This window comes from Burkholderia oklahomensis C6786 (genome assembly GCF_000959365.1).
Lineage (GTDB): Bacteria > Pseudomonadota > Gammaproteobacteria > Burkholderiales > Burkholderiaceae > Burkholderia > Burkholderia oklahomensis.
In genome coordinates this window covers 2,921,322-2,946,606 of the sequence record NZ_CP009556.1, presented here as the reverse complement: position 1 = coordinate 2,946,606, position 25,285 = coordinate 2,921,322, and the positions used below count along the sequence as shown (strand labels likewise).

The following is a 25,285-nucleotide window of genomic DNA, read 5'->3' as shown; positions in this document are numbered from 1 at the left end:
TTGCTCCGCCATTCAAAGAAGTTTGAATGCAGATGAGATTTTGAAACTGGTTTCAACTGATTTTTCTTGTGCTCATTATCGGCAGGACGATAGGATGAGTGCGCCCTGCTTGAACCTTATCGCAGGCAAAAAAAAGCCCGAATCGGACTCACGATCCTATCGGGCAAATATCTGTTGAAGCCCGGTCAGTATGACGAAGACGGGCGAAAATGACAACGACTATACGCACCATGAGTAGCTCATTTCAATTTGAAACGATCGCCGATTACGTCGAAAACGAGACGTTCATTCGAGCCAACCCGGATCACCTCGGCGTTGTTGCCATTCGCAACATCTACGACTACGTGGCTCGCGATATTGCTCCTCGCTGGAAGCCCATTGTTGTGCGTCAGTTGCTCTATCTGTTGCGCTTTACCGTTGGGTTCGGCAAGGAGTACTTCGCGCAGGGTGCGCACCGGTGCGCGAAGGGAAGACCAAGCACAGGCGGCAAACTGATTGCGCCCCCCAACGGGGCATCCCCGCGCACGACTCAGCGAGCTAACGCGATCATCGTCGAAGAGGGGTGGTTCCATTGTGAAGGTGGCGGCCGCTCTGGCGGACGTGCAAACATCTACCGGCCTTCCGAAGCATTTCTCGCGGCGGCGACAGCGAAGCGAGACGATGTGGTCTACGGTGACCTGAACGCTTTGACGGTAGCGAGAGAATATGAACGCTTAATCGACAGGGGCAGTCAACTAACTGCCACGGAATTCGCGTGCGCGTTATGGTCAGTGTACGCGATGCGATCCACAGCATTGATGTCGAGCAAAGGTTGGAAGCGGTACGGTTCGTGGGCCGATTTGGCAACTGGCAAGCGCAGCGATGACGGACGTTTAATCTTTCCCGCGATCAACCTGGGCAGGACTGCGATGAAGAAGGCTTTTCACGAACTTGATCAGGCGGGGTTTCTGAACATTAACTACTGCGCGGGCCTACCGTCGATCTTTGAACTCCCTGCATGCGAAACGGCACTAGCAAACATTCGCCGAGCAAATCGGTCGTCACCTGATGCAGTTCAAGGAGACGGAGCGAGCACGCGACCGTCGGCCGTGGTTCATTCACGCAAAGTGGACCAAGTTGACCACCTTGTTGAAAACCGCGCGCTCCGTGAAATGCGCCGCACATCCGAATTAACCTGGCTTTGCCATGTGTGGCGGGCGGCGGTGCGTAAACGGAGCCCAGAATACGAGGAGTATATAAATCTACCCACCGAAGATGACCGCAATTGCGCGCGTGCCATCCTGCATTACGTGCGGGAGCACAAGATTCGCTCCGAGCTTGATCAGCGTCGATTTCTGCTCTTCGCAGCGGCACGCTCTCCTGATCCCCAGTGGAACCGTATCGGGCACCTTAATCGGCGTGTCTTAATCGATAGATTGATTGCGCAGTTCCGTGCTGAACACACTCAACAAACAGCGTAAGCAGGGGGTAACGATGTCCAACTGCGTCCGGGTTCGATTTACTGACCCTGCTGATACCGGCAATGTCCAGGAATGGGAAAGCCTCGCAACTGCCGCACGAGCTTTGGGGGTAGGTGTGCAAAGCTTCAGGGCGGCGTTGCCAAGCCGGGCCGGTGAGTCGCGTTTGTATCGCGGATGGTTGATCGAGCGCCTAGATGATCCGCCGCGCCGACGTACCGAGATGGCCGAAATCGAGAACTGGGCGCATGTCATGGCACTCAGGGACGCCGAGCAGGCCATCCTCGCGCGGGTCAAGCAACAGGACACTTCGGTAAATGGCGACTGTCTCGACGACGCAATCGCTCACGAGTACAAGGAGACTTACGCTTGGTATCTCGCCACATCAGTCATTGAAGAGATTCGTTGGCGCACCGGCCGTCAGATGACCCGCAGCCGGCCGGGTACCGCTGCTGAACTAAGCGCGCCAACCAATGAACAACTTGCGGGAATACCGGCTATCCGTCAAAGGAAGCGACCGCACCGTTCATAACCCGTCGCACGAGATCCACTCGCCCAGTGGCGGAGGCCGAGCGGAACTGACGTCGATTCGGGCAGGGTGACAATGCCGCCTCTGGCCTTCCACGACGCGGCGAGGCGAATCGCAGCCAACGGCCCTCTATTCACTGGCGCGAGTTCGTTCCGAATGCTCTGCGAGGCGGGCTTCCGCAGCGGCCAGGAAGGCGGAGGGAGTCAAGCCAAGTACCCCGCATAGCTTCCACACGATGCGGATGCTTGGGCTATGTCGGCCCAATTCAATCAGCGAAACGTAGTTCCGTTCCATCTCAGCGGCATGGGCGAGCGCTTCCTGCGACAAGCCCTTCCGCCGTCGCAACGCCCGTAACACTTCGCCAACCGCCTGTTCCGGCTCCAACGCCGCCGCCCTCAAGATGCAAGACGCTCGACGTTAAGCAGGCGTCACCGGAGTGTCTTCACAAAATATTGGGCAAAACGGATCAAGGGAGGTATTGTTGCTTCATTCGACGGTGTAAGCGCGCGTCATCAACAAGAGGACGAAAAAACGATGAAGAAGATTGTGCTGGCCGTGTGTATTGCCTCGCTGGCCGGTTGCATGGCCTCCGAATCGGTACAACAGCGCCCGCCAGTATTCACGGCAGAAACGACAAAGACGGCCGAGGTTTATTCGAACTGCGTGCACGAGCGGTGGGCCGAACTCACCGTCGGCGCGGAGCGGTTCACCCGGCCGAACGGGTATCGGGTAAGGAACCACGCTGGCGGCCTGCTGGACGTTACAAGTACCGCGACAGGTGCGCACGTAGAAATGAGGGAGCCCCCACTGAGTGCGTGGAGCCCGGAAGAGGCGGCGAAAGCCTGCCTGTGAATCTCGATGTGCTCGGCGGGGAGTACTCCGTCGCTATGGACGCGCGCATAGCCTGTAGTGACGAGATGAGCCCTGTGAGCCGGCCGTCGCGTCCCAGACTGCGGCGCGTCGCCGATGCGGACGACACCAATGACAGCCGACGGCGCGATTCCCCAAATTTCGGCCTTGATTTTGAAACCGGTTGCACGAAGCAGACGCGTGGATGAAAACCTGGAATTCGTTGACCGATGTACCTGAACAGCGCGCAGCCGATGATGTATCTCGTGAGACAGTGATTGGCAGTACCTGTCACCGGGGATGCCGCGTTGACATTGAGCCTGTCGTGCATCGCTTCCAGTTCGTCACGCTTGCCTTTGACAAGCCGCAGACGGTGTTCCGTCTGCCTCAGTGGCGCTGGCCGGTCATAGGCCCGTATAACGGGTTCAGCGGGGCTGCGCGCATCCGTGGCTGGCAACTACTGCGCTTCTACCAACGGAACGGCTGGCTTCGCTACGACGACGTGTGTTCGGTCACGGGCACGGCTGGCGGCGTGGGACTGCACAACGAGGACTATTCGCGACCGTGGGCCGCATACCCCGTCTCGAAGCGCGCACACACCCTGATTCATACCCGCGCGCGCTTTACCAAAGCGTGGGACGCGTTTCTCGCTGGTGAGGCATTGCCCCACACGTGGGCCAAGACGCTCTCGCCTGATGGCGGCGTTTCGATCGCCGCGCGCAAATGTAGCGTCGCTCACCTGCTCGAACACGCGCCGCATCCAACATGGGTCGTCGTGCCCGAGACAGAATTCGACCACCGCTGAACTTATAAACGACAATACAGAGGACCAAATGTCTTTGATCAACTGCCCGGAATGCACCAAGGAATTCAGTAGTTTGGCTGCGAGTTGCCCGAATTGTGGGGCACCGAATGAGCCTGTACCGTCGAGCGCTTCACGTGGGATGGGACGCGGCACGAAGATTCTGTTAGCGATCGTCGGAATTCCCGTCGTGATTATCGCGATACTGTTAGTCATCGGGGCCAACATAAGTCCCGAGGAACAAGAGCGGCAGTCCGCTGCCACAGCTATCGATCTCTGCGACAAGCAGGCCAATGACGAGTTGTCGCCGGTGAATGTTCGACGGTTTGCCAGAGCGACATGCGAGAGGATGCGTTCGGACTACAGGTCGAAATACGGTCGCGACTACTAATCAGGCACGGCGCGCCGCTCCCTACGTCAAGATAGCTTGCCTTCGTTGCCACGCGCGCGCCAAAACCGTCCGTTTTTGGACATCTGCCGATGACGTGTCCAAAAGCCTGCCCAGCGCTCGCGTACACTCTTCCAATGTTTTGCACGTCGTTTTCGGACATGGGGCGGACCAGCTGAGTTTCGCTCGGCGCGCGAGGAAATTTCGCTTCGGTCCGGTTGGTTTCGCCCGCAGCGCGCCGCGTGTCGGTCCCATGTCGGGCCAAGTGCGGACATTGACGACCCCTGGATGGGCGATGCGACCTCAACGCATTGCCCGCTCCTACACTTTTTCGAACAAAGAGGACTGGTAGGAAATATTCCAGCGAGGCTGGCCGCCTACGGCAAGAGTGAGCTGGAAGCGCTCGGGCGCTTCCGAACGACGCTCCGCCAACGGGATTTCCGTGATGGTAATCGGCGCGGCCATCTTTTGCTGTATGCAATGTGCAGTTACGTCCTCGACAAAACAACACACGCGGTCAAGCATCGCTTGCACAAATTCCGTGACCGGCTGGCCGGCGACGACGGGTTCGACTGCGACGATGTTCGCGCCCGAGGTGTCATACGTGACGCGTGGCAAGGACCAGTTGTTGTGCTCCAGATCGTTGCGACTCTTGATAAGCCGCTCTGACCACGTCTGCCGACACTTCTCTAGATAATCTGCTAGCAGCGGATCGGTTGCCTTCAGTGCAGCAATACCACGCTCAAAGGCAGGTTGCTGCTTGAACATGAAGCCGATGTCTATGCCGAGGTGCATCGTGAGTCCCTGCATGCCTTGCTTGATGACGCGCGCGGCGCTGTTGAGGAAGTGCTCCACCTGCTTCCTAAGTTCCTTGTCGATGTTTTCGTCAATGTGGATTGCCACACCTTGCCGCCGCACGACTTCCCCGGCGGCGACTTTGCGCGCATGTCCTGCCCAGAGCTCGGATATTTCTTTAGCCGCCGTTCGCGCCGTGAATAGCGAGTTTGGGACGAAGTCAAAAGCCTTGTCGAAGCTTTCGCGCGCCACAGGATCGGGATAAACGGCGTCGCGCAGCCGCATGAGGCCCATGAACAGACGCGCCATGAAGGGTGACGCCGAGCCCTCGTCGGCGAGCTTCTGAACGATCCACTGACTCTGCGGTTGATTTACCAGCATGTTTGACCGTTGCTGAAACCGAGTCAGCATGTCGCCGAAATCTGCCGGTGTAATTGGTAGGACATACGAAATTTGTAAATCATCCGGCCGGGTGATAACTCCGGCCTTCAGTATGTCGTCCCTCCCGAAGAACGGCAGCAGGCCGAGCAGCGGCAATTTACCCTTAAGAAGGATCGTGCCTCCGTCCTGCCACGGGATAAGTTGAATCCTGGCCATGTGTTGCCCGCGCCGGTCCGTGATCTGAAACGGCGGCGCTGGCACAAAGCGGTCTTGGTACTGATTGCGTGGAACGGGACTTAGGTTGCCCTTGAGGTCGTACTGATAGCCGCAAACCACCACAGCCGTGTTCGGTACGCCGTCCAGCAATTCGGTGAAGTTGGAAAGCTTCGCGCCCGGCGAGAAGATGCCCAGGTGAGCGACAACAAAAGACATCATCTTGTTGAAGGTGAACGCGCCCGTCGGCCTCAGGACGATCAGGACGTACACCGCCGGTATGTAGTTGTTGAGCGCACCTTCTGCTGGCGGCAGATAGTCGCCGCTCAGTGACTCTCCCGGAAACTGCGCCGCATACTGGATCGCGCCCATCGAAGCAACTACGATCATGTCAGGCCATTCCCTGCTCGGAGTCGCGGCGTTGAGTCGCTCAAGCTCTTCGGCAAAAGCCTCCAGCGGCAAATCCGACCTCTGAGCGTAGATCACGCCGAGTGTTACGGTCGTCGTCGGCGTATCCAGCTTCGGTGCTGGCGATTTCTTCAGCCGCTTCGCGCGTGCAACGCGCGCGTAAGCTGCCCGGAAGTTGTCGATCGTCAGACTGTCGGTCGCGTCAGCAACGACTGCAGTAGAATCCGCCGGCACTTGCGCAGGAGTTGCAGCCGGCGACGTTTCCTTCGCCGCGTAAACGACAGCTGCGAAGGTATCTGACACCGCGCCGTCAGCATCGATAACGCTGGCAGACGCTACCTTGTACGGCCATCCGACGTACCGTTCGATTCCCGCTCGCAAGGCGGCTGAAAGAGTCCCTGCGCAGACGGCGGCGACTTGGCGTCCAGTCTCAAGGACCTCTTGGGCGATTGCCATCTCACGTGCTCCTTAGTCGGTTGGTGTATGCCGAGAGATTTGAATTCCACGGATTCTAGGTCAAAGCGGCCAACTCCTTAGTGAGGTCCGCTTTGCGTTGCGGCCGATCGGCGTCAGGCCGAAACCGATCGTGAAATATATTTTTCTCGATCTGCCTATATCTCGGCCAGTCGCGAAAGCACCCTGCATCGGGAGCCAATTCTCGCAGCTACGGCGACAAGCATTTCCCGGAGGGCTCCGTCCGAGGTGACGATCACGTCGCAGTAGGCGACCGCCAGCACGCCGAACTGGACGTCAATGCCGTCCGATCGTCTGAGCCTGCGCTGACCTGCGACTCGATGCCGATAGGTCTGTTCCTCAGCGTGGAACGCTGGGCAGTGCAGGTAGGCGTCGTCGATGTGCTCAAGGAGGAAGTTGACCAACACTTCGCGTCGCCGCTGATCAATCCATGCGTTGTCCGCCTGATTCCGCTCGGGCAGTAGTTCCATCAACCACTGCTGGTCGATCAGCTGCTCGTCGCGTTCTACGACGCCATCGATAAACGCTTGACGGCCAGCCGCAGCCGCCGCTGGTCCATCATCAAGCGCGGCGTCAAGATGTCGGCGCAGGTTGGAATTAGTCAGCATCTCCACGCCGTCGCGGAAGCTCTCGCCTACGAAAGGAATCGCGGGGTTGCGCGGGCTGGCGAAGGTTGCCCACATTTGCGCGGGCGTGTCGAAGAATGGGCTGACCTCCTCGATGCGGTATGGGTGGTCGTCGTACCGGAGAGCCGCATATCGTACGACCTCCTGTACCTGAACGAGACGCGGGTTTGCGCAGTAGAGCGGCCGGATACCCGTAATGAACTCAATGCAGCCGTCCTTCGTCTCCTGGCGGCCAGCCCGCGCCGTCTCGTACATGTTCCAGACCGATACTGCAAAGCGGTGCTCGCCCGCCCTGAGGGTCTCCGCGACGCGACCGCGTTCAGCGTCCGCGTCGGCGACGCGAGTATGCCCCGCAATGTCGGAGACGAAGTTGTGATCGAGATAGATAACGCCCATCTTTGCACGCGCGATTGAATGCAGATGCAACCAGTGTATCGCGGCCCGAACGCGGCGCGTCCAACCCTGAAATCGGGCGATGGCTGGGCTGCCGTGAGGCGGGAGATATGCGCCTCTCACGTCCCATGATCCGGCCCGCTGTAGGGCCGATAACGCGTTACCCCGCGCCGCCGATCAAATGGCCGTTGCTCTTTGAGAGAGGCCGCTCGTTGCCGGCGCGGCAACTCGGATTCACGCAGCGTGTCGTTAGTTGACCATCGGGGTATGGCATCTCGACGACAAGCTTGACGCACGGCACCAAGGGGTTAATGTTCGGCCATCTTTGTTCGATGGGGGGCGCAAAGTTGAGCCGAGTCTTTGCCTACTGCCGGGTCTCGACAGCCGAGCAGACAACAGACAATCAAGTCGTCGAAATCCGTGCAGCCGGCTTCAACATTGACCCACGCCGCGTCGTTGCCGAGTGCGTGTCCGGCTCGATTGCAGCGAAACAACGGGCCGGATTCACGAAGCTGCTCGATCGGCTGGAAGATGGCGACGTGCTGATCGTCACCAAACTCGACAGGCTTGGCCGTAATGCGATGGATGTCCGGGCGACGGTCGAGGAGCTAGCGGCGGTGGGCGTCCGCGTCCATTGCCTCGCGCTGGGCGGGGCGGACCTCACAAGCGCGGCCGGCAAGATGACGATGATGGTGCTGATTGCGGTCGCCGAGTTCGAACGTGATTTGCTGCTGGAGCGCACCGCCGCCGGGCTCGCTCGTGCGCGTGAGACCGGCAAAGTGCTGGGCCGGCCGAAGGCGTTGAGCGACAAGCAGGAAGCGTTGGCACTGGCGCGCCTTGCCGAGGGGCAGCCAGTGGCCGCCGTCGCCCGCGAGTTGAATACGAGCCGCCAGACCATCATGCGGTTGCGTGCGCGCGGCGATATGGTCAGCGTGCGGTGAGGGTGGTCTGTGGGACCGCGCAGTTTGGTCGCTGCGGCCGAGCAGTTCGGTCCCACAGACCACCCTTCCCCCCTCATGACACTGCTCCACCAATGCAAGGGTCGTCATCCTCGCCGGCCAAAATGCCGACTGCTTTCCTCTCTTGTGCAACCGGTTTCAAAATAAGGAAAACGTATAAATGAGCATCACCACCATCGGGCGGTCCTCGCGACGCCTGTTCAAACAGTTCAGCAACGTCCCGAACGGCATCCCGGTCACTGAATCCGGCCGAGTGGTCTACAGCGTCGATCCGTTACACGCCGAAATCCTGCTGGCCCACCGTCTCGCTTATCGGAGCCAAGACCCGCGCAGCGGCGGGCTGCGCCTCTACAACGACACCTTTTTGTCCGAGGTCCACGCCGTGCTGTCGCGCCGCCCGGAGGACATCGATCTGCCGGCTTCGTTCGGGCGCTGAGCCCGATCTAGGCTTAGCGGACTGCATCGCAGCACCGGCGCGCTAGCAGGCTGGCGGCCCGTGACAACACGTAACATGCGGCATGTACGCAGTACGCGCTGCGACCTGCCTTTTTGAAACCGGTTGCACGACTTCTGGTACAAAGCGGCTACTGCCAGCACGACCAACAAGACATCTGCAAAGTAAGGCGGCCGGCACTTAGCGCCAAAGGATGCCCGCTGTCTGTTCCTGGTCGCGGGCCAGCAGTAGGTGAGTATGTCAGCGGCGAAGCAACCGTGTCATAAGAAGCATATATACCGGAGCCCGTATCGTGATAAGTAATCGAGTTGAGAAATTAAAATTCCTAGTTGATGAGATGCAAATTGCATTTCATCTCGCGACACATGTCGACGACCCTTTCGTTGCACGTACCCTTGCCCGTCACATTCTGGTGCGAGCGGAAAATTTTATCGAGCACGCGCGAGGCCTGCGGAAACCGCTCAACAATGGGGGGCATGACACAAGGCGATTTCATGAGATAAAGGAAGCTTATGCCAGCAACTTCGCTGAATATTTCAAAGTATCTAGAGATCGGCTTGGCGCGCACGTACAAGACTTTGACTTTGGCAAACGGATTGAGCTTTGGAACGACATTGAGATAGTGAAAATCGGGTTTTTCGTAGAGGGCGCTCAGGAGGTTTACGAAAGCTTGGCGCCCCTTAACTTAGCTGGATTCGTTTCGTACACGGCCCCGCCCGAGCTTGCCGATCCACGCGTTGTTGAAGCGTTACACCAGTACCAACGAACAATTGATCAAAGCAAGCGGGTCGAGATGGGTGTGGACTCACTGGCGATGGCCCGCAGCAATACGACTGCAGCACTGAATACGACACCAGTGCATGCGCGGGCAGCTCAGCTCGCACTGATACGTCGCTGGGTCAGCATGCAGAGAGAACTCCTCGCAAAGTTCGCTGCTCATCAGTCTATCGCTCGAATCCTCAAGGCCCGGATCGTCACAGACATTGTCAGCTTCTGCGATTGCCTTGTGACCCGTCCAGTTGCGGCCGGAGCCCCCCAACAAATGGACGGATTGGACAAACTGGTTCGGGAGAGCGGCCAGTCGTCGGCTTCGATTGATCAATTTGTCGCCGCCTCGAATTTCCAGTCCGAACTCGAAACGGCGCGCAACGTTCGTAACGTCATCGGCGCCCATCTCGAAATCGGCGATGCGCATATGCTCCCATCACTCATTGGGAACCTAGACGCCTACGATCTGAATCAGGGACTTAGCTTTTATGAACGCGTCAGTGCCTCGTTCATAAAAGCATGTCATAGCGTCCTATTTCTGCGAATGTATGCGGCCGATGGTCAGCGCATATATGGTGTTACCGCTGGTGGCGGGCAGGTGGTACCGTTCTCTGGCGAAAATATCGCCGCCCAACCGTCGCAAGAAGCGCCTCCAATCAACGACGAAGAAGCTTATCGCAAGTGTCTCATTCAGTGGCTCGACGGCGATGAGGTGCAAAGAGGCGATGCACGGCAGTTCTTTTGGAATGCTTTCCAAGCCTCACAGTCGGTGGAGACGATCGACGAAATCGAGAATTTCGGCTCGGGCCATCGACTATCCAAGCACGAGTTCCGAAAGGTACATCAGTTTCTCGCGGCGACTTTGGCAGAACAACTTTCGGATTCGGACTTCAGGGGAATTCTTGAACTCATTCTTTCTTGCCGAAGCGGTTGGCCGTACCCGCTAGCAGAGATTCTCGTCCGCTATGGTCAAGGCGCTCCGGCGTCAAGGCGATTGTTGGTCTGTCACGTACTCGGCGAGCTTGGCAGTGCTCCGCATGAGTCGGTGAATAAGTTTCTCCAAGAATGCGCCAGTTCCAAAAGCTGGCCTATTCGTCTCGATGCGACGCTCGCTCGCTACAAGACGTTCGTGAAAACCGAAGGCGTTCATAGGGTGAATCACGGTGGGCACGTGAACGTGGAATACGATGCCTATGTAGATTCGCTGATTCAGCCGATGTCGCCTTCTGAGCGATTTATATGTTTGCTCGCTTTTGCCAGTGTCCTCAGCGGACCGGGAATTGGTTCGTTGTCTTCTCCATTTAAAGACAACTATATTGAACTTCAAAATCAGATCCAATCCCAATGTCTGCTTCATTTGAAGGACGATGACAATCATTCAAAAGCGACCACGCTTAAGCAACTTGTCGACACCAACGACTATGTTGGCGTCTGCATCCTAGTGGCGCTCGATCTAGATGGTGGCGACAAGAATCCGCTTTATAACGCACTGGTCGATAGTTGTTGTTACGGCTCAATCGTTACCGCTGGTCACGCGCAGGCGACGCGCCACCTTGCGATGTGCTTTCTTCTAAAGAAGGAGCATCGTATTGCGTTTGAGATTGCCGATGGACTCGCCTCCAGCCATCCAGAATGGGTCGATATACAGATTCTCGTAGCGGAGATCCTCGGCGAAACTCGTGGAGCGGAAGACGACGCCCTACAAAGGGTCTCTACGATTCGCAATGCGTACAGGTTGACTGCCGAGTTGGAAGCACGCCTAAGCGCGGTGGAAGCAGAGATCGCTCAGCGGAAACCATAGCGATACCGAGGGCCGAGTTCAGGCAGTCCATCGTTCCCTATCTCCTAAGGTCGGCGTCGGGCTCGATGATGCCGGCGCGTCCGCTTGCGGGGCCTCAAAGCGGGCTGCTTCCGCAAGCAGTGGAGCGACGCCTCTCGGCCCGAACTGAGCCCGACGATCAGGACATCGTCCATCCGACGAAGTCCAACGTTCTACATTTGAAGCCGGTTGCAAGCTTGACTGGTACACAGCCGTTGGTACACTGATATTTCGTCAATGGGGCCAAGCCATTGATTTGTCGAGGATTGCCATACGCGGGGAGCCTATCCCCCTCTCTCCGCCAGAATTTCCTTATAATTCAAATGCTTGGCGAAGTGGGCGGCGATTAATCGCCTTGATTTCCTGCTGTTTTCTGTACGGAATCGCAACTTAATCGCAACGTCGATTCCGCAAACTTCTCCACTGCCTTTCCGCCTGCATCGGGGTCCGCCGTAGGCATCCACCTAGCGTAGATTCGAACGGTTGTGTCCTGGTTCGAATGGCCCATTTGGCGAGCTACCCACATTGGATGTTCCCCAGCGGAGAGCATCATAGATGCGTACGTGTGGCGTGTCTGGTAAGGCTTCCTGTATCTGACCTGCGCTTGCTTTAGTCCCCTAGTCCACACTATCCGGATGGGGGAGTCTCCGGCCCACCGAGCAGCGTTTCGCGGGTCCTGGAATACCTCTCGGCCTTGTAGATATGTGTGAGCCTTTTGGGCGACTAGTGCAGACATGGCGGGCGGCAAGAGCTTTACCTCCCGGCGACTTGAACGTGTCTTCGTGTCCTCTGCCTCCTTTGCGGTCTGGGTCAATGCCCGTTTGACAACTATCACGCAGCGCTTCCAATCGATGTCTGTCCAATTGAGTGCGACGAGTTCCGAAGTGCGCAACCCTGTCCAAAACGCGAACCGAAACATATTCGCTGCTTGTGGGGGCATGGCCGCGACAATTTGGCTGCGGCCTACGTCTGTATTAGTAAAAGCCTTATTGCATGTGCTGCGCCGCGTCGTATCATTTCTATCGCGGGGCGACAAAATAAACGGGGAAAGATAATGAAAATCCAAGAGAAGGACTTCTATCACGGTGCAGCGCTAACGCAAATTACGGAACATCCGTCGTTCAAGGCACTTAACACCGCAGGCTCGGGGCATTACGGCCATTACTTAATTAACGCGGACCGGCACGTGTTCGTAAAATATCGGACCGGAAACGGCCGTTCATGGAATCACGTATTCTCGATTGGCGAACTGAACACGCTAAGAGCTATCTTTGCCAAGCAAAAATTCGTATGGCATGCACTGGTATGCGGTGATCTTACCGTTTGCTTGCTGTCGAAAGACGATGTGGAGCGACTAATCGATGTTCAAGATCAGGAACAGCAACGCATCAAAGTCGATGTGCCTCAAAACGGTAGCTGCCATGTATCCGGTACGTTGGGCGAACTGCCTCATGTCGTGAGGCACAACGATTTTCCCGCGCGGCTATTCCAGTAGTACGGGACCGCCAAGGGGTCTATGGGCTCAACGTGTCTGATCATTTTCACCGGAACGCGTGCCACTATTATTGGGCTACGCGTGTGTGCGCGCGCGCACAACAAGCCTTTCCCGTGACCTCTACGCATATCTACCGGAAGGGCGCAGCCAACAGAGCCGATAACGTATTGCCAGAGGTTAAGGGAAAGGCTTATGGAAGGTTCTGGGACGTTATCGGCGGAAATTTTTGCAGTTAGCGATATTTCGACACTGACCCGCCGGTGTCGGTCAAAATCGATCCTGCAAATCAACATACCCCCGCCATAGGCGCTATTCACCGTTGTATTTGTGCAACATTCTGCGGGATCGGCTTGACCTTCGACCCTAGGGTGAGTCCTTGCCGTGCCTTGCTCGGTGGGGTATCGTTCTCGCTTCTTTCGTCCGAGGATTGCACGATGCCGATTGAGTGTAGCTTCACCCTTAACCATCAGCGGATGTCGTCCTTGAGCTGCCAGGGATTCGGTAGCGTGCTCGCCTTCTCAGGTAACGGGAAGTACACGAACGATCCTGCCTCGACCACTATCCCGAAAGATGGGGCCTTGCCTACGGGCATCTACTACATCGTGGACCGGGAAAGCGGAGGGCGTCTCGGATGGCTCAATGACCTAGGAGCGGACGCTCTTGCCGGAACGCATCGAGCAGATTGGTTCGCTCTGTATCGTGCCGACGGGACGATAGATGATTGGACATTCGTCAACGGAGTCCGCAGAGGTAACTTCCGGTTGCATCCGGTCGGTTACTGGGGAATCAGCGAGGGATGTATAACGATGCCGAACAAGGATCAATTCAAGCGGCTACGTTCATTCCTCAAGTCTCAACCTGCATCTAAGATTCCCGGTACGAATACCAACTACTACGGAAGAGTAACCGTACGATGAAACGGTCTGCCCTCTATTTCTTTGCGGCTCTAGTGCTAACTCTCCCAATCTACACAGGGATAGCGAATATCCCTGCTGTCGATCATTGGTTCACCAGTGGGGCAGGATGGGGAGCATTCGAACCGATATTCAAATTCGCAGGGGGCTTAGGCTTTCAGGGAGAAGGGAGGATTATTATTGCCTCCATGCTGCTTATCAGCTTCGTTATCTCCCTCTTGGTAGTCCTAGCCCTAAGAAAGCTCGTTTCCCTCTCCAGGATGCATAGAGCATAAACTAGCTATTCCAATGATGGGAGCTATCCGTAGGCAGCCCATCTACTGAGCTACCGGATTTAAGGGTATATCCTCTATCAGTAGCTGTCTTCTTCTTATGACAGTCTATGCAGAGCAAATGCAGATTCTCATCTTCATTAGTTCCACCTTGCTCTAATGGAATAATGTGGTCTACTTCGCCAGTGCGCACAGCTATTCCGCATCTCTGGCAAATGTGCTTATCTCTAATTCTAATTCTCTGGCGTTGCTTAACGCCTTCTTCGCCTCTTAGGCGAGAGTATTTTGTATTCTTCTGGATAGCTAAATCTCCTCGCTCGCTCGGATAGAACTGCCGTGCGTATTTAATGAGATGAAACAGGGTTCGCCTTGCACGTACCTGGGGCATCGTCGGGCATGCCTACCCATCGGGTGAGGTTCCTCCTCTCCTTAGCTCAGGGGTATTTTATATCGTGAAATGAAGAGGCTGGAGCCTTGTCTCTGCGGTGTTTCCGAGAGTCTATGCGAGAGCCTTTCCGGACGCATCCGACTTGACCGAGCATAGACTAGCGAGGGTCCACAGCCAGTTAATCACTCCGATGATGAGGAAGAACTTGGAGTAGAAGCCAGTGGCTGCGTCCAAGAAAAGCGCAATCAAAAATAGGATTAGCTTTACTGCACCTTGTCCATTATAGTCAGCATAAAAATCGTGAAATCCAATTGAGCCGAAAAGTAAGCCAAGGATAATATAAGTTCCCCTAGATTTTGCCATTGAGATTACTTGCGGTGCGTTGGATGTATTCTCGCTTTTTGTAGTGGTCTAATGAATCCGGACACTGATTTAGGCGAAAATGTTCGCCATGAAGAGGTGTCTGATGAGCAAGCAACGACGTACGTTTTCCCCGGAGTTCAAACGGCAAGCCGCCTGCCTAGTGCTCGACCAGGGCTATAGCCATATGGAGGCGAGTCGCTCAGTCGGCGTCGGCGAGACGGTACTGCGTTGCTGGGTGCACCAGCTTCAAATGGAACGCCAGGGCGTCACGCCGCAGGGCAAGGCAATCACGGCGGATCAACAGCGTATTCAGGAACTCGAGGCGCGTATCGAACGCCTCGAGCGTGAGAAAGCCATTTTAAAAAAGGCTACCGCGCTCTTGATGTCGGAAGGCATCGAACGTATGAAGTAATTGATCAGATTGGCGCAAGCGAATCGGTCGAACTGATCTGCGCGGTATTCGACGTATCACGTTCCTGCCTGTATGCGTACCGTGAGCGCACCCAGCGCATTGACGCTGAGCGCATGGCACTGCGTAGCCGGATACACGAACTGTTCGTCGAGAGCCGAAGCTCTGCCGGCAGCCGCAGCATCATGGGCATGATGCGCGAGGAAGGTACGGTGATTGGCCGCTTCAAGGTCAGCCGCTTGATGGAAGAACTTGGACTGATCTGCAAGCAGCCGGGTCGCCATGCCTACAAGCAGGCCACGGTCGAGCGGATCGATATCCCGAACCATCTCAATCGTGAATTCGAGGTTGGCGCGCCGAATCAGGTTTGGTGTGGTGACATGTAATGACCCAGCGGAACCTGCTCAGGTTAAGCGGCTAACGCGAATGCCTCAGCCGGCGTTTTCATCTTCAGCGCCTGATGAGGCCGTCGATGGTTGTAAAACTGGATCCAGTCGGCAATGGCGCGGCTGGCATGCTGCAGCGTCTCGAAGCGGTGTCGGTGTACGCATTGCTCTTTGAGCGTGCGGATGACGCGCTCGACCATTCCGTTCTGTTGCGGGCAGTGCGGCGTGATGGGACGTGTCAGGAATTTCGTGTGCTGAGGCCGGTTAAAAATCTCAGCTGATGGCGGAGGTGAATCGCTCGCCGAACAGAATGGCGAACTGATTGACTGCTTGCCGCCAGGTGATAGGCGGCATCTTCCAATCCTTTTCGATGTTGCGCAAGGCCAGATACAGCAGTTTGCTGGCGGCTTCGTCGCTCGGGAAGTGGCCGCGGTTCTTGACGATCTTGCGCAACTGCATGTGCATGCTCTCGATAGCGTTTGTCGTATATACGATTCGACGCACCTCGGGCGGATAGGCGAAGAAGGGGATTACCTGTTCCCATTGGCGCTGCCACATGGCCGCGACGGTAGGGAATTTGCGCCCCCACTCGCTTTGCGCAAAGGCGTCGAGCGCCGCTGCCGCCGCCTCGGCCGTGGCGGCCTGATAGATCGGCTTGATCGCGGCAGCCAGCGGCTTGCGATCCTTCCAGCTCGCCAGATTCAGCGAATTGCGGATCAGATGCACGATGCAGGTCTGGATTTGGGCGGCCGGATAGACCGCCTCGATCGCTTCGGGGAAGCCGCGCAACCCATCGACCACCGCGATCAGGATGTCGTGCAAGCCGCGGTTCTTCAGCTCGTTGAAGACCTTCAGCCAGAACTTGGCGCCTTCGGTTTGCTCGATCCACAAACCCAGTACTTCCTTGCGGCCGTCGGCGCGGATGCCCAGCGCCAGATAGACCGCCTTGTTCTTGACCGTGCCTTCGTCGCGGATCTTCAGCCGCAGCGCGTCAAAGTACACGATCGGATACATGGCCTCGAGCGGCCGCTGCTGCCACTGTTCGACGTCGGCCAGCACCTCGTCGGTGACCGTCGAAATCAGGTCGGGCGAGACTTGCAACCCGTACAGTTCCAGCAGATGGCCCTGAATCTCGCGAACGCTCATGCCGCGCGCATACATGCTGATCACGTGGTCGTCGAAGCCTGGCAGCCGGCGTTGGTACTTGCCGACCAACTGCGGCTCGAACGTCGCCTGTCGATCGCGCGGAATATCCAGCTTCAGTTCGCCGTTGGGCGTCAGGACCGTCTTGGGGCTGGTGCCGTTGCGGTGGTTACCGGCCCTGCCTTGCTCGGTCTCGGCTTCCAGATGGTGGCTCAACTCGGCCGCGAGCATGCGCTCGGCCAGTTGCTTCTTGAGCTGGCCGGCCAGCCCCGATTCGCCCAGGATCGACTCGGCATCCTTGCCCTGAACCTGGGCAAGCAACTGATCGATCAGCTCATCGGGAAACAGCTTCGGTGCCTTCGGATTCTTGCTCTTCTTGGTCACAGTTGCATCGGTCATAGGACGTTAGTTCCGTTATCGTCTCATGACCTCAGCACACTAAAAATCTGACAGGCTCGGCGTGATGAACTCCTGCCGCAGACCGTAACTGCGTACCAGAGCCGTGTAGTCGCGGCTTGTGAAGACTAGCCCGTTGTCGCTTCTCAGCAGGAACGGCTTCGGCACACGCCCGAGTGTGCCGAACCGGGCGATCAAAGCATGCTCCAACGCGCTCGAGGCTGTGCTGGCCTTGCCGCTACGTGACAGATGCCAGCCTAGCAACTCCCGCGTATGGCAGTCGATCACCAGCGCCAGCGTCGCCCACCCATCACGACCAGCCCAAACGCGGCACATATCGGTCGACCAGCGTTCGTTCGGCGCAGTCGCAACCGACGGCATGGCTTGAACACGCGGCCGAAAGCCAACTGGCCGTTTGCGAACCTGCCAGCCCATCAATCGGAAGATCCGCTGCACCGTGTTCTTGTTGAACCCAAGCAAATGCGCGACCGTCCGATACCCGAACGACGGCGACTCCTCAATCAGCGCCTTGATCGGCTCGGCAAACCGGGCTTGCACCTTCGGTTCGGACTTGACCGGCCGGTAATACATCGTGCGACGCGGCACCTCGAACCAGCGGCACAGCTTTGAAATCGAGACGGCGATGCCTTCGTCTTTGAGTCCCTGGCGGATCGTCTCGATCACTTCTCGTCCTCGCCCAGCAGGGACTGCAATTTTTTTCGCGCACGTAACTCCAGCATCGCTTCGCCGTATGCTTCCTGCAGTTCCTTGATCTGCCGCTCGTACTGCTCTTTCACGTCCTGCGGATTTGCTCGTAGCGCGTTTTCCATGCCGCGCTTGCCATCGTCGACCCAGTTCTCAACCTCAGAGGGCGACAAGTCGTAGGCCCGGCTCGCCTCGGCGACCGTCGTCTTGCCCTGAATGATGTCCAGCACCAGCGCGCTCTTGCGCTTCGCCGTCCATCCCTTGATGTCTTCGTCCATCTTCGTGCTCATCGTTTTTCCATCCATTATGACGTGAGCAGGTTTTCACTGGGTCATTACAGGTTTGGGTTCACGCCGTACTGGCGCGCAACCATCGAAACCGACTTCCCCGGCTCGAAACTCTCGCGAACCATCGCCAGCTTCTGCTCCGCCGTCCAGCGCCGCCGACGCTCCGGACCCGTCAACACTTCCATCACTTCCTGCCTGGCGTTAGTCAAAAACACAGTCTTATGCCTACCCGTTATTGTAAGTGGGTGACTGTGTCCGGCGTTTCAGGGGGCTGCTCCACACATTATCTGCGCGCTGAAACTGCGGTTCCATTACGTCGTCTTCGATGCGGTGCACCGACAGATTAGCCGGGTCCGCGTTGAGGTACTTCTCGATCCAATACTTGCGAAACGCCATTGAAAAGGATTGCTCTGCGTTTGCATCAAATCGCGGGACAAACACGAACTCGCCGTGCGCTGGCTCCGGGGTTTTGTCCGTCGTAGGCGTGGGCTGCTGTGGGAGTAAGAGGTCCTCGCCCAAGAGCCAACCAATAGGCTTTCCCGTGGTTTCGCGGAAGCGGCGCAGCGTACCCATGCCGGGAATCTGCTTGCTTGCAACCATGTTGTAGAGCGACTGACGCGGAAACCCCTTGAATCGGTGGCCGCGAAGGTCGCGAAGGACGAGTGGATGGAAGACTGCGAAATGGAGGCCGTTCTGTCACGTGCTGTGGCGGACCTCGCGAAAGAACTGGAGACCGCTTGAGCGCCGTTCAAGCCTGTATCAACCAAGCGGCCTATAACGCATTCTACGATCTGACCGCCTGTGCTCTGGAGACGCACAACCAGGAACGTGCCGCCCAGCGGATCATCGAGTCGAGGAACTATCTTCCACAGGCGGACGTGAATCGCCTTGTGCGGGCGCTCGAAGCGGATTACTACGAGTTCACTTAATACAGGTTGATGCGGGGGCGGGGAGAGTGTCGAAAATTAAGGAAGCTGCGAACGACATTAAAATCATATGGTAGTACGTCGATTTCCATTATTCAAAACTGAGACATTTATTTTAATTTTCAATGTCGCAACATATAAGTAGATGGTTTTATTTAAAATAAATCATAAACATGCGATGTTTGGCACAAATTTTTCTTTAAAGAATTGCAACGTGTTGTTGAGCGAATGCATTATGTGCTTACAGGAACATCGTTGCAAGGGGCGAGTTGCTCTGGTCGCGGCGTGATTCCGGTACGCCGCAGTGTTTGAGCAACATGACGTTGTTATGAGGTAAATCTTGATTTTCAGCAGGAGTGGTAAAATGGCAAAGCATCTTGTAGTTTTCACGGAAGAAGAATTCGCACAACTGAGTGAGGTGGATATGGTTCCTCTATCCGAGCTTGCTATACCAGAATCTGAAAAGACTGTTTTGCTTGAGGCGGCAAAAGGAAAAGGGGCAAACCCCCAGATGGTCGTTAGATGCAAAATTGTAGACGATGCAGTTGTCTGTAGAGTAGTCAAAAAATAAAGCGATAGTCTTTCGTTGCCGCCCGTGGACGGGCGGCTTTGTTACGCCTATAAGGAACTGATGCACTCGATTGCTGAGTACCAGAGCCTTCGCGAAAAGGCCGTAGTGGTATCCCTCGCCGAGATTCCCGAAGTTCGCCCGTATGCCCGCCGCCACGTCGAGAGGCTACAAGATCAAGGTCATGCGGGACTAGTAATCAGGCAACTTTGCCGCGAGGCGCAGAGTAGCCGCCGCACGACCGACGACGCGGGCCTGACGAACCGGGAAACACTCTACGCGGGCCTGAATGCTTTCCGTTCCGCACTGGAAACCGCCAAAAAGACCAAGCGGAAGGTCTCCAAGATCGAGCACAAGGGCGGCAAGTACAACCCCGTCAACGCCTTGGATGTAGAGGAGCAGGCGAGCGCTACCTGGGACGCGATATGCGGCATGCTGGGCCGGATGGCGGACCCGGATAGGCCGCTGAGTGTGCAGACGCTCGCGGGGGCCTTGGCGGGCCGTCTCCGTAATCTGACGGGCGGTGCGCCGGAGTATGGCGAGCTGGGTTACGAGCGCGCGACGCTCCTGCTTCTGGATCACTTCTGCGCGTCTACCGGTTGGCTCGAAGAACGTACCGGCGAAACCAAGATGATGAGCAAGGTACGGAAGCCGAACACGTACCACTTGACCGGGAAGTTCTTGGATGATGTCGCGGAGGGCGGGCTCGTCGCGGACTTCGCAGAGCGTCGCCCGATGCTCGTTCCGCCTGTGCCGTGGACGACATTCTCGACGCACGGCGGCTACCTGCACGACCAAATCCCGGCTGCGCCCCCATACACTGCGGGTAGATATGGCTTCGCGATCGATGCCGTTGAATTCGGCTGTGCCGCTCCGACTGTAGATTAAATTACAAGGCGCGAATGCCCAATACCCCCACCTTTCTCGACCCTGATTTGAGTGGCAATGCGATCCTTTAGCCCATCTACGTGACTGATGACGCCAATCATCTTGCCGCTCGCGTTGAGCGCGTCGAGCGCATTGAGGGCAATTTCCAGCGTGTCGCCATCGAGCGTGCCGAACCCTTCATCCAGGAACAGCGAGTCGATCGATGTCTTGTGACTCACGAGATCGGATAGCGCCAGCGCGAGCGCAAGACTGACAAGGAAGCTCTCGCCGCCCGACAGGGTGCGCGTGTCGCGCGTCGCGTCCGCCTGCCATCGGTCGACGATTTCCAGCTCGAGTTCGCCCGTCGACTTGCGCCTCAGCAGATAGCGCGCGTGCAGGCGGTCGAGATGCCGGTTCGCAAGCGTCAGAAGATGGTCGAGCGTCAACCCTTGGGCAAATTTCCTGAACTTGTCGCCCTTGGCGGAGCCGATCAGCGAATCGAGATGCTGCCAGACGTCGGTCTCCTTCGCTTGCGCTTCGATTTGCGTGAAAAGCGCCTGCTGGTTGCGACGCAATTCGTCATCGCGCGTCAGCAACTCGCGCTTGCCGCCGAGTTGCCCGTTGATCGACGCGGTTTGCGCGTCAAGCGACTCGATTTGCGTCGTCAGCTCGTCGAGCGTCGCCTCGGATCGTGCAGGCTGAGATTGCAGGCTCGCGCGCTTTTCCCGCGCGGATTGCAGCAGCGCGCTTGCCGTCTGTTTGCCCTGTTCGCATTGCTGCTTCAGCGTCTGCAGACGCTGCCGCTCGTCGGCCGGCAGCAACGCGGCGAGAAAGGCCGGCAGGTCGGGAAACGGACTCGTCGCAAGCGCTGTTTGCCATTTGGCGGCGGCCTCGGTCAGGGTTGCGCGTTGCTGCATTTGGAGGCCATCGAGCTGAGTGATGCGGCCGTCGAGCGATGCCAGCGCGTGCGTGAACGATTCGATTCTGTCCGCGCATGCCGACAACGCGTGAGCCGGATCTTCGATCGCGGAGAAGTCGACGATCGCATCGGCGTCCGTGGCGTCCTTCGCGTCCGTCCGTTTTTCTTCGAGCTTGCGATGCCGCTCCTGCCACGTCTCCAATCGGGCGCGAGCCGCATCGCACTGCGCCTGCTGCCGGACACGCGCTTCCGACAGCGTTTGCAGCCGCTGTTGCGTGCGTTGCCATTCCCGCCATTCGCCTTCGCGCGAGCGCAACCATGTATCGGCGTTTGCGGGCAGTTCGGCTTGCTCGAATCCCGCTTCGCGAATCGATGCCAGAAGCGCGCCTTCGTCACGCGTCAGCGCAGTCCGCAAGTCGGCAAGCTCCCGCCGGATTTCGGCCTGGCGTTCGTTCATCCCCTGAATGGCCTGCTCCAGCAACGCATGCGCGGCGCGGGCCGTTTGCAGCGCCTCCGCGCGCTCGGCATTGACCTTGCGCGCGCCGTTCAGCTCGTCTTCGGCTTGCTCGGCGGCATCCAGCAATTGCTTCAACGTCGCTGCGGCACCTTCGGCCAGTTTCCTGCCTTCGTCGAGCCGTTCGGGACGCGACCAGCCGGTGCGATCGAGCGGCGGGTCGGACTCCATCGATGCGGCCAGTTCGTCCCAGTTGCGCTGGCCCTGTTCGATCTCCGTGAGCAGTCGCTCGTTCCGTGCCTGTTGCTGCTTATGTGTCGCGCGATGAGCCGCCAAGCTTTCCGAAACGCTGCGCATTTGCTGATCGGACGCCTGTATCGCTGCCTTCAGCGCGCGCAATGCGTTGGCGGTCGCCGAAACGTCAATGGCGCCATAGGCGTCGATCGCCGGGTGCTCGAGCGAACCGCAAAGCGGACACGCTTCGCCCGGTTGCAGCCGTTCCCGGTGTTCTGCGAGGCTGCGAATGATCTGCTCCTGTTCAAGCAGCTTCTGTTTGTCCGCTGCCTGCTCGTTCAGCTTGCCGTTTTCGGCTCGCAGGGCGTTCAGCCGGGTCTCGTGCCCGGTCATTTCCGTTTCGATCCGCTTCAGGCTTTCGACCCACGAATCCCGTTCGGCCGCGCGCTCGCGCTGCCGATTCGCCAGCTCCTCCAGCTTTTGCCACGCGACGAGATTGCGTTGAGCCGCTTGCCAGCGCAGACGCCAATCGACCAGGGGGTTGCCGGCCAGGCGCTGTGCTTGTGCAGCATGCAGCGCCCGGACCCGTGTGTCCGACTCCGATTTCGCTTGCTCGGCCAGTTCCACCGCTGCGACTTGCTTCGCGCTTTTTCCGCGCTCGTCCGCGAGCTTGCCGTCCAGTTCGCCGGCGGCCTTCTCGCGGCCCTGAATCCCGTCGGCGGTTTGCTGGCGATGGTCGAACTGCTGACGCCAGACGCCGATTCGCTCCCCAAGCATCGCATGGTGCCGATTCGACGCGCACCGCGCGTCGAGCTGACGCTTTTCGGAATCGAGCGTTTCCAGTTGCCGTTGCGCATCCACGCTGGTGCGCTCGGCTAGCTGCACGGCAATCCCATGTTCGCGGTACTGCGTCGCCGCTTGGGCGACCCGGTCGCTACGGCGCTCGGCCAGTTCCGTCGCGGTCTTTCCGCAAGCGGCTTCCGCGCTCTGCAGCGCGTCGTAGAGTGGGCGCAGTGTTTCGGCAGGCTCGCTCGCGGCGAGTCGCGCCAGATCGCCGGCTGCCGCGTCGAATGCGGCGCTGGCCTTCGCGAATCCTGCCTGCGCGGCCTGAATCGCTCCTTCCGCCTGAGCCATATCGACTCGCCACTGCCGATGGGCGCGGAGTGTCTTCAACTGGTCGGCCAGCGTGCCGAGCTGCGCCGTGAGGGATGCGATCTCCTGCTGCATCGTCTCGCGTTGCTCGGTTGTCAGCAGGTCCATGCCGTCCGCCTGCGCGCGCAAATTCTTCAGCAGTTCCCGGGCCGCGCCGGCCTGTTCGTAGACGCGACGCGAAATCTCGCCGTAAATCTCGGTGCCCGTCAGTTCTTCCAGAAGCTCCGCGCGATCGTTGGCGTTCGCGTTCAGGAATGCGGCGAAGCCGCCTTGCGCGAGCAGCATCGAGCGTGTGAAGCGCGGAAAGTCGAGACGGGTGATCTCGATCACGCGCTTGAGCTTCTCGCTGATCTGGCTCGCCAGGATCGTGCCGTCGCCTTTCGCCAGTTCGACCTTGGGCTGCTGGAGCGCGCCGTCGACCTTGTCGCGCGCGCGGCGCTGGCTCCAGAACGCGCGATAGACCTCGCCTTTCACCTCGAATTCCACTTCCGCGAGGCAATCGGCGGTGTGACGCGTCATGATGTCGTTGACCGATGCGGATACCGTCTTGAGCCGCGGCGTCTCGTGATAGAGCGCGAGGCAGATCGCATCGAGCAGCGTCGATTTGCCCGCGCCGGTCGGGCCGACGATCGCGAACAGCCCGTTGTCGGAGAACGGCGGCGTCGTGAAATCGATGCGCCACTCGCCCTTCAGCGAATTGAGGTTCTTGAGGCGCAGACTGCGGATCTTCATGCGGCGTCCTCCGCGCTGGCGGCGACGATGGTCCGGTAGCGCTCGGTGAGCGACTGGCGCAAATCCTCGGGGAGATCCTCTTGTTCCAGCCGACGGGCGAACACGTCGTGCGGATCGAGTTCGTCGAGCGTGACCCCGGCATCCGCCGTCAATTGCGCCGCCGCGTTGCCGCGATCGCGGCGGATGCGCAGCACCTCCAGCGGCAGGCCCTCGACGAGCGCTTGAATTCTCGCCGGAAGGTCGGACAGGTAGTCGTCTTCGGCGACCGTCACTTCCAGCCACACCGGGTGCTCGGGCGTCGCGTTCTGCGCGATGCGCGGGAACGCGTCAGCGAGCGACGTCAGATTCCCGAGCAACGAGACGAGACGCCGGAATGCGGGCACGGGCAACGGCGTGACGGCCCGGAGGCCCGACTCGTCAAGGTCCACGAGCAACATTTCCTTCTGCTGCGAGGCTTCGTCGAAGCTGAGCGCGATGGGCGAGCCGCTGTAGCGGATGTGTTCGAGCCCGCCCACCTTCTGCGGCCGGTGGATATGCCCGAGCGCCAGATAGTCGACCGGAGGAAATGCCGTGGTTGGAAACGCATCGAGCGTGCCGACGTAGATCTCGCGCACCGATTCCGTCGCGCTCGCGCCGACCGTCGTGAGATGGCCCGTCGCGATCAACGGCAAGCGTCGCCCCGTTTCCTGCGAGAGCTTGTCGCGGAGCGCGCTCGCGGCTTCGAACGTGTCTCGGTAGTAAGACTGGATCGAATGCAGCAGCAGTTGCTGCTTGTCCTCGGCGCTTTGTCCGGATTCGCTCCGCATCACGTCGCGTGCGCGGATGAACGGAATCGCGCAGACGACGCATCCGGGCATGCGGCCGGCGTCGGCGCGGCGCAACGGGAGGATGCGGATCTGGTTTTGCGGCGCGTCGGCGGAAGGGACGACGCTCGCCGAGAGACGTTCGAGCAAGGCGCTGCTTTCCCGCAACGTCGCGACGGAGTCGTGGTTGCCGCCGAGCAGCAGCAGCGCGGCGCCGGCTTCATGCAGGCGCACGACGAGCTGGCTGTATAGCTCGCGCGCATAGCTGGGCGGTGTGCCCGTATCGAAGATATCGCCGGCGACGACGACCGCATCGACGGCGTGGTCGTCGACCTGAACCATGAGCCAGTCAATGAGCGCTTGGTGCTCCGCTTGACGACTTTTGCCCATGAAACTTTGGCCCAGATGCCAATCGGACGTGTGGAGAAGGCGCATAGTGAGACGAGATGATTGCAACTTGCATTATGAGCGGAGGTTCGTGACGTGGTGTCGATATCCATGGCCGTTGACGATGACTGAACGATCAACGCTCCGGTTTGCCGGCGACCTGCCTCCTT

At 58.4% G+C, this 25,285-nt stretch carries 24 protein-coding genes and 2 pseudogenes; 13 read left to right on the top strand and 13 right to left on the bottom strand.

The window, feature by feature from the left end:
* Window positions 1-230: 230 nt before the first annotated feature.
* Together BG90_RS36000 and BG90_RS37695 are read left to right on the top strand one after the other, a co-directional pair.
* Window positions 231-1,460 carry a hypothetical protein gene (locus tag BG90_RS36000; protein WP_124072380.1) on the top strand — a complete coding sequence of 410 codons (1,230 nt, stop codon included), beginning with the start codon at window positions 231-233 and terminating at the stop codon, window positions 1,458-1,460.
* Window positions 1,432-1,989 (top strand): hypothetical protein, encoded by a 558-nt coding sequence (locus BG90_RS37695; protein ID WP_235363858.1) that lies wholly within the window; start codon window positions 1,432-1,434, stop codon window positions 1,987-1,989. The genes BG90_RS36000 and BG90_RS37695 overlap by 29 nt, the downstream gene beginning before the upstream one ends.
* A 126-nt stretch (window positions 1,990-2,115) precedes the next feature.
* Here the strand turns inward: BG90_RS37695 and BG90_RS34370 are convergent, their stop codons facing one another.
* Window positions 2,116-2,343 (bottom strand): helix-turn-helix transcriptional regulator, encoded by a 228-nt coding sequence (locus BG90_RS34370; RefSeq protein WP_232288921.1) that lies wholly within the window; start codon window positions 2,341-2,343, stop codon window positions 2,116-2,118.
* 177 nt (window positions 2,344-2,520) lie between these two features.
* On the opposite strand from BG90_RS34370, the gene BG90_RS30615 reads away from it, so the two are divergent.
* Window positions 2,521-2,838 (top strand): hypothetical protein, encoded by a 318-nt coding sequence (locus BG90_RS30615; RefSeq protein WP_010118004.1) that lies wholly within the window; start codon window positions 2,521-2,523, stop codon window positions 2,836-2,838.
* 202 nt (window positions 2,839-3,040) lie between these two features.
* Window positions 3,041-3,640, top strand: a complete 600-nt coding sequence (locus BG90_RS30610) for a hypothetical protein (protein WP_232288918.1) — start codon at window positions 3,041-3,043, stop codon at window positions 3,638-3,640.
* 706 nt (window positions 3,641-4,346) lie between these two features.
* Here BG90_RS30610 and BG90_RS30600 read toward each other — a convergent pair.
* Both BG90_RS30600 and BG90_RS30595 read right to left on the bottom strand, forming a co-directional pair.
* Entirely contained in the window at window positions 4,347-6,278 is a 1,932-nt protein-coding gene (locus BG90_RS30600; protein ID WP_010118007.1) for a hypothetical protein, read from the bottom strand.
* 155 nt (window positions 6,279-6,433) lie between these two features.
* On the bottom strand, window positions 6,434-7,318 hold the full coding sequence (locus tag BG90_RS30595) for a hypothetical protein (RefSeq protein ID WP_010118008.1): 885 nt from the start codon (window positions 7,316-7,318) through the stop codon (window positions 6,434-6,436).
* Between the two features lie 344 nt (window positions 7,319-7,662).
* Here BG90_RS30595 and BG90_RS30590 point away from each other — a divergent pair, with 344 nt between their 5' ends.
* From BG90_RS30590 to BG90_RS35995, 3 genes are all read left to right on the top strand, one after another.
* Window positions 7,663-8,256 (top strand): recombinase family protein, encoded by a 594-nt coding sequence (locus tag BG90_RS30590; RefSeq protein ID WP_025990141.1) that lies wholly within the window; start codon window positions 7,663-7,665, stop codon window positions 8,254-8,256.
* A gap of 178 nt (window positions 8,257-8,434) precedes the next feature.
* Entirely contained in the window at window positions 8,435-8,710 is a 276-nt protein-coding gene (locus tag BG90_RS30585) for a hypothetical protein (protein ID WP_010118010.1), read from the top strand.
* Between the two features lie 310 nt (window positions 8,711-9,020).
* Window positions 9,021-11,297: a hypothetical protein gene (locus BG90_RS35995; protein ID WP_124072381.1), complete on the top strand. Its 2,277-nt coding sequence runs from the start codon at window positions 9,021-9,023 to the stop codon at window positions 11,295-11,297.
* A gap of 364 nt (window positions 11,298-11,661) precedes the next feature.
* Here BG90_RS35995 and BG90_RS34365 read toward each other — a convergent pair whose 3' ends face one another.
* Window positions 11,662-12,234, bottom strand: a complete 573-nt coding sequence (locus tag BG90_RS34365; RefSeq protein WP_010118015.1) for a site-specific integrase — start codon at window positions 12,232-12,234, stop codon at window positions 11,662-11,664.
* Window positions 12,235-12,369: 135 nt separating this feature from the next.
* Between BG90_RS34365 and BG90_RS35990 the strand changes: the two genes are divergently transcribed.
* Both BG90_RS35990 and BG90_RS31315 read left to right on the top strand, forming a co-directional pair.
* Window positions 12,370-12,810 (top strand): hypothetical protein, encoded by a 441-nt coding sequence (locus BG90_RS35990; protein ID WP_124072382.1) that lies wholly within the window; start codon window positions 12,370-12,372, stop codon window positions 12,808-12,810.
* Between the two features lie 434 nt (window positions 12,811-13,244).
* A complete protein-coding gene (locus BG90_RS31315) occupies window positions 13,245-13,727 on the top strand; it encodes a DUF2778 domain-containing protein (protein WP_010112584.1) in 483 nt (160 codons plus the stop codon).
* A gap of 273 nt (window positions 13,728-14,000) precedes the next feature.
* Here BG90_RS31315 and BG90_RS34360 read toward each other — a convergent pair whose 3' ends face one another.
* Window positions 14,001-14,384: an HNH endonuclease gene (locus BG90_RS34360; protein WP_010118017.1), complete on the bottom strand. Its 384-nt coding sequence runs from the start codon at window positions 14,382-14,384 to the stop codon at window positions 14,001-14,003.
* 466 nt (window positions 14,385-14,850) lie between these two features.
* Here BG90_RS34360 and BG90_RS34350 point away from each other — a divergent pair.
* Window positions 14,851-15,539 (top strand): annotated as a pseudogene (locus BG90_RS34350) (transposase); the annotation flags it as partial.
* Window positions 15,540-15,565: 26 nt separating this feature from the next.
* On the opposite strand, the gene BG90_RS30545 reads toward BG90_RS34350, so the two are convergent.
* The 6 genes and pseudogenes from BG90_RS30545 to BG90_RS30520 all read right to left on the bottom strand — a co-directional run bounded on the left by BG90_RS30545 (window position 15,566) and on the right by BG90_RS30520 (window position 18,673).
* Window positions 15,566-15,742, bottom strand: a complete 177-nt coding sequence (locus tag BG90_RS30545; RefSeq protein ID WP_014696846.1) for an integrase core domain-containing protein — start codon at window positions 15,740-15,742, stop codon at window positions 15,566-15,568.
* 73 nt (window positions 15,743-15,815) lie between these two features.
* Window positions 15,816-17,084, bottom strand: a complete 1,269-nt coding sequence (locus BG90_RS30540; protein ID WP_045568016.1) for an IS256 family transposase — start codon at window positions 17,082-17,084, stop codon at window positions 15,816-15,818.
* Between the two features lie 39 nt (window positions 17,085-17,123).
* Window positions 17,124-17,765 (bottom strand): DDE-type integrase/transposase/recombinase, encoded by a 642-nt coding sequence (locus BG90_RS30535; protein WP_115633525.1) that lies wholly within the window; start codon window positions 17,763-17,765, stop codon window positions 17,124-17,126.
* On the bottom strand, window positions 17,762-18,076 hold the full coding sequence (locus BG90_RS30530; protein ID WP_045568071.1) for a DUF1153 domain-containing protein: 315 nt from the start codon (window positions 18,074-18,076) through the stop codon (window positions 17,762-17,764). The genes BG90_RS30535 and BG90_RS30530 overlap by 4 nt, the downstream gene beginning before the upstream one ends.
* A gap of 50 nt (window positions 18,077-18,126) precedes the next feature.
* Window positions 18,127-18,258: pseudogene (locus BG90_RS30525) on the bottom strand (transposase); the annotation flags it as partial.
* A 40-nt stretch (window positions 18,259-18,298) separates the two neighbouring features.
* Window positions 18,299-18,673: a hypothetical protein gene (locus BG90_RS30520; RefSeq protein WP_010122778.1), complete on the bottom strand. Its 375-nt coding sequence runs from the start codon at window positions 18,671-18,673 to the stop codon at window positions 18,299-18,301.
* Window positions 18,674-18,810: 137 nt separating this feature from the next.
* Here BG90_RS30520 and BG90_RS30515 point away from each other — a divergent pair, with 137 nt between their 5' ends.
* The 3 genes from BG90_RS30515 (at window position 18,811) to BG90_RS30510 (ending at window position 20,455) form a co-directional block, all read left to right on the top strand.
* A complete protein-coding gene (locus tag BG90_RS30515; protein WP_010111524.1) occupies window positions 18,811-19,002 on the top strand; it encodes a hypothetical protein in 192 nt (63 codons plus the stop codon).
* A 361-nt stretch (window positions 19,003-19,363) separates the two neighbouring features.
* Entirely contained in the window at window positions 19,364-19,570 is a 207-nt protein-coding gene (locus BG90_RS35985; RefSeq protein WP_124072383.1) for a hypothetical protein, read from the top strand.
* A gap of 60 nt (window positions 19,571-19,630) precedes the next feature.
* Window positions 19,631-20,455 (top strand): hypothetical protein, encoded by an 825-nt coding sequence (locus BG90_RS30510; protein WP_232289020.1) that lies wholly within the window; start codon window positions 19,631-19,633, stop codon window positions 20,453-20,455.
* On the opposite strand, the gene BG90_RS30505 is transcribed toward BG90_RS30510, so the two are convergent.
* Together BG90_RS30505 and sbcD are read right to left on the bottom strand one after the other, a co-directional pair.
* Window positions 20,452-23,925 carry an AAA family ATPase gene (locus BG90_RS30505; protein WP_010122776.1) on the bottom strand — a complete coding sequence of 1,158 codons (3,474 nt, stop codon included), beginning with the start codon at window positions 23,923-23,925 and terminating at the stop codon, window positions 20,452-20,454. The genes BG90_RS30510 and BG90_RS30505 overlap by 4 nt on opposite strands.
* Entirely contained in the window at window positions 23,922-25,163 is a 1,242-nt protein-coding gene (gene sbcD, locus BG90_RS30500; RefSeq protein ID WP_025990596.1) for an exonuclease subunit SbcD, read from the bottom strand. Before sbcD ends, BG90_RS30505 begins: the two co-directional genes overlap by 4 nt.
* Window positions 25,164-25,285 lie beyond the last annotated feature (122 nt).